Raw genomic sequence first — 12,946 nt, 5'->3', positions numbered from 1 at the left:
CCAGGGAATTCGGAGCCGCCTGGGGATTGCTGATCGCGATTATCGCAATGGACTTGCTACTGGTAGGCGTCAATGCCCGGCTGAACACATGGAACCGTGAGTTCTACGATGCACTGGAAAGCAAGGGCGTGCGCGAATTCCCGCAGCTGATGTTGATGTTTGCCGGCCTCGCGTTCACGTTCATCATGGTCTCGGTTTACAACCGGTATTTACGGCAAATGCTTGGCTTTCGATGGCGCCAGTGGCTGACCACGCGCTACCTGGGGGAATGGTTGAACGATGGCACCTTCTACCGCATCGAGCGCGATCGGCTTACTGACAACCCTGACCAGCGAATCGCTATCGATCTTGATTTGTTCACCACCAACACGCTTTCTCTCACGCTCGATCTACTCTCGGCAATCGAGACGCTCACCTGGTTCTCCATCGTCCTTTGGAACACGGCGGGCGCGCTGCGCTTCACGATCGGAGTCACGCCCGTCCAGATCCCCGGATATATGCTTTGGGCCGCGATTGCCTACGCGATTGTTGGCTCGCTCCTCACAAACAAGGTCGGTCACCCGCTTGTTTCGATCAATTATCAGATGCAACGCGTCGAGGCGGATTTCCGCTTCGGCCTGATCCGTGTGCGCGAAAACGCAGAGCAGATCGCGTTCTACGATGGCATGCGGACCGAGGGATCGAACGCCGAGGACCTGTTCAGCAAAATTCGTGAAAACTGGTGGCGCTTCATGAGGTACACGCGGCGCTACAGCTACGTGGTCAACTTCAGCGCACAGGTTGCCGAGATCTTTCCGATCGTCGTGGCATCGCCGGGATATTTCGCAGGTGCGCTGACTTTCGGCACTCTGATGCAGATCGCTGACGCGTTCGGTTCGCTGAGTGAATCGCTCTCGTGGTTTATCCGCAATTACGACACGCTCGTCGAGTGGCGTGCGACGGTCAATCGTCTGCGCGAATTCAAGCGTGTCATGCGGCAACCTCAGCTGATGGAGTCCGTGTCGCCGGCCACCGAGCATGGTGGCATCAACCTGCATTATGTCGACGAGAACCGGCTCGTCACGCATAGCCTCGTGCTTGCACTGCCTAACGGCGAAACCCTCGCGAGCGTTCCCGACATTGTCATCGTCCCCGGTTCGCGCTGGCTCGTGCGCGGGCCGTCCGGCTCAGGCAAGAGCACGCTGTTGCGAGCACTCGCCGGTCTCTGGCCGTTTGGCAACGGCTCTGTTGATGCGCCCGTGGGTGCGCGCATGATGTTCATTCCACAGCAGAACTATCTGCCATTGGGTACATTGAAGGCTGTGCTGACCTATCCCGCGTCGCCGGAGACCTTTGGCAACGCCGACTGCCGCGATGCATTGCATGTGTGCCGACTGGAACACTATGTCGATCGATTGCTTGAACTCGACCAGTGGTCACGCATTCTTTCGCCTGGCGAGCAGCAGCGGCTGGCAGTAGCGCGTGTGCTCATGCAGAAACCTGACTATGTGTTCCTCGACGAAGCAACAAGTGCGCTTGACGTTGAAACCGAAGCGCATCTGTATCGCCTGCTGACCGAGCGACTACCGAAAGCGGCGATTGTCAGCATTGCGCAGCGCGAGTCGCTTGTGCGGTTTCATCAGGAGATGCTCGATATCGGGCATCAACGAAACCCGCGTTCGCATTCACGCGTTGACCGGAATGATCGGATTGTCTGATAAGCGACCGCACTAGCGGGCGCAATTACCATCGATATCCGATACCCGCCAGGATGACGTCGGTATCGCGGTCGTATCGCGTGACTACACGGTTCCATGTGAGTCTCGCGGCCCAATGCTTCGTAAACCGATAGGCGCCAGTAATTGAAATCAAACCTGAAAATTGATGTTTCCCGGGTCCGCTCGACGCGCTGTTGTCATATTCGCTCAAGGCGTAATAGACGCCTGCGCCAAACCCAAGCGTGACGGTGTCGCTGAAAAACGCCCGTGTCGCCCACAACTGGCTCGTCAACCCGTCGCGACGGGCCTTGGATGTTTTGCCCTCGTGCAGATAGCCAACAGTTAGATCGAGATATTTAAGCAGACCCACCCGATAGTCGACAGCACCGCCAGTTGCGCTTTGGGACTCATTGCTGTTGAGTATTGTCTTGCCGATATAGGCAGTGACTTCATTATTGGTGACGTTGTTTGAGCGGCCCACCGCCCATTGACGGGGGCCTGCCCCGTTCGGAGCATCGAGTTGATAGCCCACTCCCAGCATGATTGCAGTCGCGTCAGGGCCACGTTGAACGTGCACACGATTGAGCTGGAGTTGAGCAATCCATCGATCCGACGCATAGTATTGGGCTCTTAGGCTGTAAAGAACTCCCCAGCCGTGGTCATTCGAGTAACTCCCACCAAGATCCGCTACGGTTGTATCGAAATAACGATACGGACCCACACCCGCTGATATGACAAACTGACGTCGAACCAAGGGTAGTCGCGCCCATAGTTGAACCGCTTGGCCGTCCCGATGGTGGTCGGGCACGTGGCCTTCATTGAGCCACATAAAGCTCCCAGCGAAGTACTCCCCAATTCCTTCCTGGTACTCGAAAGCCCACGCGTAGGTGTTGTGGCTACCGGCACGCGAGCTTCCTCCAGCAAGCGAGAATTCCTGAGCATGGCCGTATTGCGCTCTGCCAATGCAATACAGCATGACCGCGACGTAGGCTATTGTGCGGAGAACCGGCTCTCTGTGCGCGGCCTTGTTGCCAGCGGCATTCATGAAGTGTCCGTGACTATTGTTTTACAGTCCCTAATGCAAGATGTTGCCGATTACCTCATACGAAAAGCATTTAAAACAACCAGGGCAGCGCGCGGATAAGTTAAGGGTTCCTTAGTAGATGGTACGCTGGATGCGGTGCGCTATCGCGACCGCACGAAAGCCACTATCTACAACCAATACTTGATCCGTCGAAAAAGATAAATAGGGGTCGTCGAAATATTCTTCAACCGGAAAAGATGGTCGCGGCAGTTCAGGCATCGGCGGTTGATGCACTTGTATAGGCAGTGATCGGCCAACAAGGGACGTTCGCGTCAATGCAACGAACGTCTGCTTAGGGTCGATGGTCCGCCAAGGCGGGATTTTCGGCGACGATTTTCACCAGGAAGTCCATGACTGCCCGTATTTGCGGCGAACGGCGCAGGTCTCGATGAACAGCCATCCAGATATCTCGCGAAAACGCTTCGCCACCGTACGTGAGGCGCTGCAGCTTCGCATCGGTATCTGCCAGGAAATCAGGGAGACCCGCCACGCCCGCGCCTGCCTGCGCCGCTACCAGATGGCCATTGATATCGCTGATTTCGCAGGCTATAGGCCTTTTCCCTGCAACGCTCGTCAACCACTTCTGCTGTGGCACGCCCACGAAGCCAGCGTCATAGGCGATGAACTCCCAGGCAGACGGATCGTGCAGATGAGGATAGTCCTTGCTCGCGTACAGACCAAACGACACGCGCCCCAGCTTCCGCGCGACGCTCGTGAGTTCCTCAGGCCGAGTCAGTCTCAGGACAACATCTGCCTCCCTTCGGCTTAGGGAGACCTGCCGTGCTTCGCACGAAACGGACAGTTGTACGCCTGGATTTGCACGACGAAAGTCTGCCAGATGCTTCACCAGAAAATTCGCCACGAGGACGGGCGGTGCGCTGAGCGTGACCCTGCCGCTCAGCGGCGAACGGCTGGCGTCGAGGAGTCGTTCGACAGCGTACGCGCCTTCTTCCATTTCCTGCACCAATTCGAACACGCGCTGGCCGATCGGCGTGAGCCGGCAAGTCCTGGGCTGGCGCTCGATCAAGCAGGTCTTGATTTCGCTCTCCAGTGCGCTCAAACGCCGACTCACCGTCGCGTGATCAACCTTGAGGCTTCGGGCGGCGCCCGACAGCGTCCCGATGCGAGCGACAGTCAAGAAATATCGAATGTTTTCCCAATCGAACATCGGTGCATTAACGCAAGGTAGGGTTGCTGATATGGGGAATATTCGCACAAATCCGAAATCCCTATCATCGGACTATGCCAACCGGTAGGGTTTATTTCTGATGAGCATCTCCATGCGCCGCGACCGACGTGGCACGTTCAGCGACGCATTGATCCTTGGGCCAGTGCTTTCCGTTGTCCTTCTGGCTGTTGTCGCGAAGGCGGCGCTTCTGACTGGCGCGTTCTACGTTCTTTTTCCCGAACTGGCCGCGTTGAGCTATGACGTATTCACGCGCCCCGCGGGAGCGTGGGCACGCTCGCCGGTCATGCTGGCGATCACGCCCTCTGTGACCGCGGCACTGGGCACCGCGCTCACGCAAGCGATGGTGTACAGCCTATGGTCGGTGGCGATGACTATTGCCGGCGCGGTACTGATCATCGGTTTGATGCGTTCGCCCATCATGCCAGCCATTTCCGCAGCCTTTCTGCCTCTCGTGTTCGGTATCACGAGCTGGTGGTATCCCGTCTCCATCGCTGCCGTGATGGCCCTTCTGGCTCTCGTCTCCACGATCTATGGCCGCATATTGGCTTCGGGCGATGTTCGTCAGGCGCCCGCGCTCGACACCGTGGCCCAAGCCGATGAAATTGAGCGTACGCCCCGATTCAGGACGTGGCTGCCCATTTTAATCTTCTTCGCGTTTGTTCTTGTGGCGCACGGATTAGCCTGCGTCACCGGTCTCCGGCTGATCCTGTTTCCTCCACTTGTTATGACCGCATTCGAGATATTCACCAACGCTAACATCCGTCCATGGGCAAAGCGGCCCCTCACTTTGCCGCTTGTCTGCACGATCACCGCCGCTGTGGGGCTCGCCGCGCTTTTGTGGTTCGGCGCCGGTCCGCTGTCCGTCGTCATTTCGTTGCTAGTCGGAATCGTGACGTTGCGTGTGCTGCGACTCCACTTTCCACCCGCCCTGACGGTGGGTCTTTTGCCACAGATCATGCTGCACCCTGATTGGCGTTTCGTGCTCGCTGTCGCACTGGGTAGCACGGCGCTTGTCGGCGCATTTCTGCTCGCTCGTCCCCTATTGCTCAATCGAAGCGCACCGCTTACTCACAGCGGATGACTGATCAGGTTCACTAAGCTTCACGCGCCATGCCACCCGCTATTCGCCTATTTTTCCCTACCTCAAAGGAATACATCATGCCTCGTCTCCATACTATCTCGGTGTCTGAAGCCACCGGCCACACAGCCGAATTGTTCAAAGGTGTCAAAGCGGCTGTCGGCAAAGTCCCGAATTCATACATTGGAATCGGCGGTAATAGCCCGGTCGCGCTGGAGGCAGTACTGAGTCTTGAGGCATCGCTCAAAAAGAGCAACTTGAGCGCGCGGGATATCGAAGTCGTTAAACTGGTCGTTAGCCAGACAACCGGCTGCGATTATTGCCTCGCCGCACACACGCTGTTGAGCAAAAAGATGGGCCTTGACCGTGAAGCCATTCTGGCGTTGCGTCAGACCCGGCCGTCGGGCGACGCGCGCAATGATGCGTTGGCCAAGTTTGTGCTGCATATAATCACAACGAGCGGCACAGTTCAAACCGATGTGATAACGGAGGTCAAACAGGCCGGTGTCACTGATGCACAAATCGTCGATGTCGCGATGGCCGTAGCCAGCATTGCATTCACCAATCTGTTTAACCGTATCAACGACACTACGCTCGACTTCCCTGCTGCGGACTAGTGCGAAAGCATCGGCTCCTTCCATCTGATAGCACTTGCGTGACCCCATGTGAGCGCAAGCACTGCTGAAAATTGCTCGATGTTCGCGCTGACGGCGATCAACGGGTAGCAACAACTGAGGACGCAACGTCTGTGGCGATAAAGCTTTCGTTTGAAGTTCTTGCGGTCTTGGACGCGATTGACCGCACTGGCACATTCGCTGAAGCAGCAACGTCGTTGCATCGAGTTCCTTCGTCACTCACGTACCTCGTGCAGAAGCTGGAAGGCGATATGAACGTCGAGCTTTTCGATCGCAGCGGCAGACGAGCAAAACTCACGCAAGCCGGTCGCTTCCTTGTCGATGAAGGGCGGCAACTTTTACACGCTGCTCGACATCTGGAAATCAGAACAAAAGGAATACAAGACGGCTGGGAATCGGAGCTGCGGATATGCCTCGACGCAATCTTGCCTTCCGCATCTTTGTGGCCGTATGTACGTGCCTTCTACGATCTCGAGATGGTTACCCAACTACGCCTTTCCACCGAGGTGCTTGGGGGAGTCTGGGATGCGCTGATTACCCGACGGGCCGATCTGGCCGTGGGTGCATTTGGTGAGCCGCCGCATGCCGTCAACATCGCAGCTCGACCAATCGGCACGCTGCGACACGTGTTCGTCGTTGCACCGGACCATCCACTCGCAGGCATCCTCGAGCCGTTGCGAAGCGAGACGATCGCAAGATACCGAGGTGTTGTCATAAGCGACACTTCGCGCAAACTGCAACCTCAATCGGTGGCCAAACACGATGGACAGATGGTGATTGTTGTGCCGACACTGGGCGCGAAGGTTGAAGCGTTGTGCGAAGGTATAGCTGTCGGAATGCTGCCCGAGCGCGTAGCGGAAGGGCCGATCCATGAGGGGAGACTCGTCGCCCGACGCATTGTCGGCGTGCGTGAACTGACAAATTGCTACCTGGCCTGGCGTGAAGACAAGGTGGGGCGAGCATTGGAGTGGTGGATCGAGCGACTAGACACATCCGATCTGGCTGAGCGGTTCTTTGCGGGACTTGGTGACACGAAAGAACAGCAATCGTCCGGCCAATAGGCACGACCCGGCCATAAAGCGTCCTTCACCCCTTCGATCGCTTGGACATTTAGACAACGGATCCTCGCCAGTAAGCGGCCGTTCGACCAGCCAAGATGAACGCTGCTTCATTGGCCGCATGGGCCGTCTGTTGCACATGTGAGCAATCATCGTTCGACGTATGTTACGCGGTAGCACGCTCGCTGGAAGCAAAGGAACTAAAGGTCGGTTCGGATCAACGCTACTTCCAGATTCGCGATCTCGATCGTACAAACGGTATGATGGTTTCGAGTCGAACTATAAACTCTATGGACCGAAGCGACCGCGTAATGTTTGTCATAAGTGAGCGTGATGGCATCTTTGCAAGCGTTGACGTAGGCGAGGTCTGGGCGTGAGCCGGAAGATAAGCACTGCCTCAGAAACCCGAGCGCAAAAGAAAAGACCCACCGACCAGGCAGGAGCGAAAATCAAATACTCCAGCTTCAATTTATCTGCGTCTTCATAAATGACCATCTGTCTTAGATGGCCGCTCATTCGGCGGTTCCTGACTAGATATAGCCCTCGTGCAGCGGGCTCGATCTCTAAACCATGACCTATGCTTTCTAGAGTAGTACCGAAGACCATCCTATTCCTCAGTTTAACGATTCGAGGGCGCCAAAATGTCCACAGCATCCGAAGTGCGTGGGAGCGCCCGCGAAGTAGCGGATCTGCCGTCGCCACGCGGTGTACCGATACTCGGCAACGCATTGCAGTTAAAGCCTGCACGCGCGCATTTGATCCTGGAGGAATGGGCTCGCGAACTCGGCACGCCATATCGATTCCAGATCTGTTCAACATCGCTCACCGTCTGGGATGACAGCGAACTACTCCAGTCAATCCTGCGCGAGCGGCCCTACGGGTACCGGCGGTATTCGACAATCGAGTCGACCATCGCCGAAATGGGCAGCTGCGGTTTGTTCTCGGCCGAGGGCGAAGCGTGGGCGCCGCAGCGAAAGCTCGTGATGCAGGCAATGACGGCATCTCACATCAAGGCCTTCTATCCGAAGATGGCTTTGATTACCGAACGTCTTAGGCTGCGCTGGCAAAGGGCCGCGCAGAACCATCAAGTCATCGAGATGAACGACGATCTTAAGCGCTATACCGTCGATGTCACCAGCGCCCTGGCATTCGGCGAAGATCCGAATACGCTGGAACAGGACGGCAACGTGATACAGGAGCATCTCGAACTCATCTTCCCGATGATCATGAGCCGCATCAACGCGCCGTTTCCCTACTGGCGCTATGTCGAGTTGCCGCGAGACCGCCGCCTCAGCCGGGCGTTGGTGGAAGTACATAGGTACGTGCGGACCTTGATGGCTCGTGCGCGTGAACGCAATCGCGACCGCCCGCATCAAGAGCCGGAAAATCTACTCGATGCCATGCTTCAGATTCGCGACGCCCCCGGCTCCGACATTACCGACGACGACATTGCGGGAAACGTGTTGACCATGTTGCTCGCGGGCGAAGACACCACGGCTCATTCGATCGCTTGGGCGATGCTGTACCTTGGCACGGACCAAGCGCTCCAGCGTCGCGTGGCGGATGTCTCGCTACGCGTACTGGGTGAAGGCGGCGTTTGTCCAAGCTACGAGGCGCTCAAAGGCCTCGACTTGTGCGAAGCCGTCTGCACCGAGGCGAGCCGGTTTCGGCCGGTGGTCGCGGTGCACGCCATCGAGTCATTGAAGGAAGCCGAGCATCATGGCATCAGGATGCCCGCAGGATCAAAGATGTTCTTCCTGACACGTCCGGCCATGCTCGACTCTAAAAAGTTCGAGCATCCCGAGCGGTTCAATCCCGAACGCTGGATGCATGACCGGACACCGGGACGGGGCGCACATGAAACGCGAGCTTATCTTCAGTTCGGCGCCGGGCCGCGTGTATGCCCGGGTCGGCATCTGTCGACGGTGGAAATGCGGCTGGTCATCTCCATGCTGTCGGCGAGTTTTTTTGCGCGCCTCGCCGTCGATCCAAATTCGATCCAGGAAGTCTCCGCCTTCACGATGGTCCCTAACACCATGCCGATGAGGCTTGAAATGCGCCCGGCGTGACTCATGCGTATTTCCCGATGGGGCGAACCACGCGTTTGTCGGGGCGCGAATTCGTCGAATTCATCGCGTCTGGACTAAAAAGAACCCGCTGACTTCGGTGCAGCAACCTAGCCACGTCGTTGTCCGCTCACGCAAGGGAACGGCCGCTCAGTCCGGACCCGGTGATCGGTTGCTCCGGGTCGACTGCTCAACGTGGGACCGAATCCGGCCATCTACAGTCGTTGGCAAGCTCTCTCATGCAGTCATTCGAACGTCGGCTTCACGTTGACGGACGCATGCGTCACGATCGTTTCCGGCGCGCCGCCTTTGTGATTCAAATGGGCCGGAGCAGCTTCAAACTGGCAATGACCAACACAACGCCCAGCGAGACATGTATTGACAGGGCGATAGCCAACGGTTGCCTGGCTGACGGTGGCGCGGCCGCAAGGTGTTTACTTCATCCGTTGCCACACAACTTTCGATGCCCCATATCCAAAGCTCCCGGGTGTGATGTACGTCAGCCGGTCGCCATCAAGGGTGAATGGGCGCCGTTGAACATCGCCGTCCCAGTTCGGAAAGGTGCTGTTCTGAATGTGGAAAACGAGCACTCGTCCGGCCGGATCGACAGTATAAGTTCCGAAATGCGCAAAGTTACCCTGGACGATGCGTTGGTTCTCTTCGGCGGTACCCGATAACCGGCTATCCAATGCGAACTTCGGCAAATCCGCACGAACTCCGACCAGAACGTAGCGGCCGTCGCTACTGAAGATGAGTTGGCCGTGCGGATGTGAACCGAGCGCCTCGACTTCGCTGCCGCTTATCGTGACGGTTAACGAGACCAAAGACCACGAACCCACCACGTCAGGCGTCGCCTGGGCGAATGTCCTGGGGGCGCCGAGACATAGTGCAAGGGCCACCAGCGCGGCGACAGGCAGGGTTTGGAGCATGGACTTCATGGCGTTCTCCAACAACGCGAGGGCAGATGGTGCCAAGGCAAAACACCTCTGCGCACCTCCCCCGATTCACTCGAATTCGCCAGGGAGAAACTGATTCCCCAACAGATCGCCTTCCTTGCTTTGTTTCCCCACTACCCTGTAAGGTGCGCCGCAGGCTAATACCCGTCAATGAAGCCAGGCAACCCCGTGCGGGCCACCGCGCTAGCGGAGTCAATTAATGTCCATTTTTGCGAGGGTTGGCGTCTGCCAACATCGCCGGAGCCCATGATTGCATCTTCTCAACCCGAGAGCCGAGGGCTGGAGGTTCGCCAAGCGATCATCATCTCCGCATAGGTACGCGGTTGTGCCGCTATCCATGCCAGGAATTTCAGCAGATTGGCGGCATGGGAACCATTTCCCTCTATCGTCGGCATGCGATGCATGGTTCGCTCTCGATCACCAGAAGACATGCTTATAGGATAGCTTTGTCGGGCACAATTTCCAATTTACATGGATACCGAACCTAATACCTCTTTGGCATGTGCGAGAACCGGACGATCGACGAGGGTGAGGGCGAATGTCGCTTCAGGGTCGAGATGTGGAAACACCTTTTTGAATAGCTAAAATATCTCGTCCGATAGCGGAGGGGGCGAGATGAAGCGATTCGTTCAAGGTGACAATCGTACGCAAAGCTTTCTTCTCCCCGAAGCGCTCGACGACTACGTGACGGACACCAATCCCGTGCGCGTAGTCGATGTCTTTGTAGGTGAGCTTGATCTTCAGAAGCTTGGGTTTGAAGGCGTTGAACCGGCGCTGACCGGCCGGCCTTCGTATCATCCTGAGGTGATTCTTAAGATCTACGAGGACCGTGGCGACAAGATTATCGACCTACATGTGTGGCGAGTCGGTCCAGGTTACATGAGCGCCGTGGTGTCGGTGGCGACGAGTGAGTCGCAGCGAGACTCGCGCTTCTATCATGCAGTGCTCAAGCGCTTCAAGGGGCTGTCGCATATCACCGTTGAGGTGCAACCTTCATGAGTGGCGGCCTGACTCATGGCAGTCAAGTCGCCTTGCATCGATGTATGACCTGTTCAACCGGAAGCCTGACTGGCGCGTCCACTTTTACTAATGACGAAAAGCTATTCGATGGAGTGCCCCGCGGGACTCGCAGTGTTGGCGCGAACGGCCGCCGTGACCGAAAAACGGTCGTTCGGTGGCAAACGCGAGTGACACTTATGGGTCACCGGCACCGTGCTGTATTTGACAATGTTTTCCATCACGATCTCCTTTCAAGTGAAGGGAGACCCAGTTTGCGCTATCGCCGGTGGGCAATAACCGACCTTGGAACAGGGGCAAGTTGACCGGGCAAAACCCGCCACTGAAGCTCAGGGAAATCTGGGCCATCCGAATCCAGCTGCAGCTTGGGGCTAAAACCCGTGATCTCGCGATGTTCAATCTGGCGATCGACAGCAAGCTACGGGCGTGCGACCTGACGAAACTGCGGGTGCGTGACGTCTGCCCCGGCTCTCGCGTGGCGCCGCGGGCGGCCGTCATGCAGCAGAAGACGCAGCGACCGGTGCAGTTCGAGATAACTGAGCAAACTCGCGAAAGCGTGGAAACGTCGATAAAGGCGGCCGAGCTGACACCGTCAGATTTTCTTTTCCCGGGTCGCATCCACGTGTCGCCTCATCTTTCAGCGCGGCAGTATGCACGCCTCGTGCACCGCTGGGTACGTTCCGTCGGACTCGACGACACCGCGTATGGAACGCACACGATGCGCCGGACCAAAGCATCGCTGATCTATCGCCGTACGAAAAATCTCCGGGCCGGACGACTGCTGCTCGGCCATACCAAAGTTGAGAGCACAGTGCGATACCTCGGCATCGAAGTCGACGACGCGTTCGAGATGGCCGAACAAACCGAAGTCTGAGCGGCAGGCTGACGCATACGAGTATTCCGTCTTCTCGCACGTTTCCTGCGAACTGCATTTCGCAGGAAACGGATGAACATCGACGAGCAAAACAGCCCCCGCCGCTGGAATAAACCCCGCTCCTTGTTCGTTCTCTTGTTCCAACCTTTATAACAAGGAGTGCGTCATGAAGTCGCTATTCGTGGTGTTCGGCTTCGTAGCGTGCGGCGCGGCTATCGCGACGCTCGTGTCATGCGGCGGAGGTGGTTCCAGTTCGAACAATTCAGGCACGTCTTCGCCTTCGCCGTTCACGGCGACGGCGCTCGTCTCTAATGGTGCGGTCTCCGCGCCACACACCGACCCGAATTTGAAGAACGGATGGGGCGTCGCCTTTAATCCGAAAGGATTCGTCTGGGTCGCGGACAACGGCACCAATGTCGCCACGCTCTATGACGGCAACGGCGTTCCGCAATCGCTGGTGGTCACGATCCCCAACGGCACACACGGCGAGGCGGCGCCAACGGGCATCGTGTTCAACGGCACGCAAAGCTTTACCGTGACGCAAAACGGAAAATCTGGCGTTGCCGCGTTCATCTTCGCGGGCGAAGGCGGCACCATCACCGCATGGGCGCCGTCTGTCGGGCCAACCAATGCATTCACAATGTACGACGACGGCACGGGCGGCGCCGTGTACAAGGGGCTCGCGCTTGCGGCCAACAACGGCAACAATTTCCTCTATGCCACCGACTTCCATAACAACAAGATCGACGTCTTCGATACCAACTTCACCAAGGTCACGATGCCAGGCGGCTTCAAGGACCCGGCCATTCCCGCCGGATTCGCGCCCTTCGGCATCCAGTTGATCGGCTCGAACCTCTTCGTCACCTACGCACAGCAGGATGCGGCGAAGCATGACGACGTCGCGGGCACGGGGCTAGGCATGGTCGACGTGTTCGATACGGGGGGCAATCTCAAGCAGCACTTCGCGACCGGCACGCCGTTGAACGCGCCGTGGGGTATTGCGCAGGCGCCGAGCAATTTCGGCCCGTTCAGTGGCGCGATTCTGATCGGTAATTTCGGCGATGGGACGATCAACGCATTCGATGCATCGAGTGGCCGGTCGATGGGCTCGCTCAACTCGTCGAACGGCAGCGCGATCAGCGAGCACGGTTTGTGGGGCATCGCGTTCGGCAACGATCTCAACAACCAGCCCTCCAATACGCTCTTCTTCGCAGCGGGCCCCAACGACGAAGCGGACGGCGTCTATGGAAGAATCGATCTGAATACGACGTCGAACTCGAACAACGGATCGA

General features: G+C 57.4%; 11 protein-coding genes and 2 pseudogenes. 9 read left to right on the top strand and 4 right to left on the bottom strand.

Going from position 1 to position 12,946, the window contains the following annotated elements; translation table 11 throughout:
- The first annotated feature begins 26 nt into the window (after positions 1–26).
- Entirely contained in the window at positions 27–1,697 is a 1,671-nt protein-coding gene (locus tag JWR14_RS09780; RefSeq protein ID WP_299705170.1) for an ABC transporter ATP-binding protein/permease, read from the top strand.
- Positions 1,698–1,722: 25 nt separating this feature from the next.
- Here the strand turns inward: JWR14_RS09780 and JWR14_RS09775 are convergent, their stop codons facing one another.
- Positions 1,723–2,673 carry a hypothetical protein gene (locus tag JWR14_RS09775; RefSeq protein WP_299705167.1) on the bottom strand — a complete coding sequence of 317 codons (951 nt, stop codon included), beginning with the start codon at positions 2,671–2,673 and terminating at the stop codon, positions 1,723–1,725.
- Between the two features lie 400 nt (positions 2,674–3,073).
- The gene (locus JWR14_RS09770; RefSeq protein ID WP_299705159.1) at positions 3,074–3,949 is read right to left on the bottom strand and encodes a LysR family transcriptional regulator; all 876 of its coding nucleotides are present in this window, start codon (positions 3,947–3,949) and stop codon (positions 3,074–3,076) included.
- 112 nt (positions 3,950–4,061) lie between these two features.
- On the opposite strand from JWR14_RS09770, the gene JWR14_RS09765 reads away from it, so the two are divergent.
- The 4 genes from JWR14_RS09765 to JWR14_RS09750 all read left to right on the top strand — a co-directional run bounded on the left by JWR14_RS09765 (position 4,062) and on the right by JWR14_RS09750 (position 8,810).
- Positions 4,062–5,051: an HPP family protein gene (locus JWR14_RS09765; protein ID WP_299705156.1), complete on the top strand. Its 990-nt coding sequence runs from the start codon at positions 4,062–4,064 to the stop codon at positions 5,049–5,051.
- Positions 5,052–5,128: 77 nt separating this feature from the next.
- Entirely contained in the window at positions 5,129–5,665 is a 537-nt protein-coding gene (locus tag JWR14_RS09760) for a carboxymuconolactone decarboxylase family protein (protein ID WP_299705164.1), read from the top strand.
- A gap of 137 nt (positions 5,666–5,802) precedes the next feature.
- Positions 5,803–6,744 (top strand): LysR family transcriptional regulator, encoded by a 942-nt coding sequence (locus JWR14_RS09755; RefSeq protein ID WP_299705161.1) that lies wholly within the window; start codon positions 5,803–5,805, stop codon positions 6,742–6,744.
- A 638-nt stretch (positions 6,745–7,382) separates the two neighbouring features.
- Positions 7,383–8,810 carry a cytochrome P450 gene (locus JWR14_RS09750; protein WP_299705154.1) on the top strand — a complete coding sequence of 476 codons (1,428 nt, stop codon included), beginning with the start codon at positions 7,383–7,385 and terminating at the stop codon, positions 8,808–8,810.
- A gap of 431 nt (positions 8,811–9,241) precedes the next feature.
- Here the strand turns inward: JWR14_RS09750 and JWR14_RS09745 are convergent, their stop codons facing one another.
- The gene (locus JWR14_RS09745) at positions 9,242–9,745 is read right to left on the bottom strand and encodes a lipocalin-like domain-containing protein (protein WP_299705152.1); all 504 of its coding nucleotides are present in this window, start codon (positions 9,743–9,745) and stop codon (positions 9,242–9,244) included.
- Positions 9,746–10,378: 633 nt separating this feature from the next.
- Between JWR14_RS09745 and JWR14_RS09740 the strand changes: the two are divergent.
- Both JWR14_RS09740 and JWR14_RS09735 read left to right on the top strand, forming a co-directional pair.
- Positions 10,379–10,585: pseudogene (locus JWR14_RS09740) on the top strand (IS5/IS1182 family transposase); the annotation flags it as partial.
- A gap of 9 nt (positions 10,586–10,594) precedes the next feature.
- Positions 10,595–10,762: pseudogene (locus JWR14_RS09735) on the top strand (cation transporter); the annotation flags it as partial.
- Between the two features lie 101 nt (positions 10,763–10,863).
- Here JWR14_RS09735 and JWR14_RS09730 read toward each other — a convergent pair.
- Positions 10,864–11,001 (bottom strand): hypothetical protein, encoded by a 138-nt coding sequence (locus tag JWR14_RS09730; protein WP_299705150.1) that lies wholly within the window; start codon positions 10,999–11,001, stop codon positions 10,864–10,866.
- Positions 11,002–11,048: 47 nt separating this feature from the next.
- Between JWR14_RS09730 and JWR14_RS09725 the strand changes: the two genes are divergently transcribed.
- Both JWR14_RS09725 and JWR14_RS09720 read left to right on the top strand, forming a co-directional pair.
- Positions 11,049–11,654, top strand: a complete 606-nt coding sequence (locus JWR14_RS09725) for a tyrosine-type recombinase/integrase (protein WP_299705148.1) — start codon at positions 11,049–11,051, stop codon at positions 11,652–11,654.
- 166 nt (positions 11,655–11,820) lie between these two features.
- The coding region (locus JWR14_RS09720) for a TIGR03118 family protein (RefSeq protein ID WP_299705146.1) at positions 11,821–12,946 on the top strand (1,126 nt) is incomplete at its 3' end.

The sequence above is a fragment of the Caballeronia sp. genome (genome assembly GCF_028292365.1).
Taxonomy (GTDB): Bacteria; Pseudomonadota; Gammaproteobacteria; order Burkholderiales; family Burkholderiaceae; genus Caballeronia.
The sequence above is the reverse complement of the archived record's forward strand: the minus strand, read 5'-3'. Positions and strand labels throughout refer to the sequence as shown.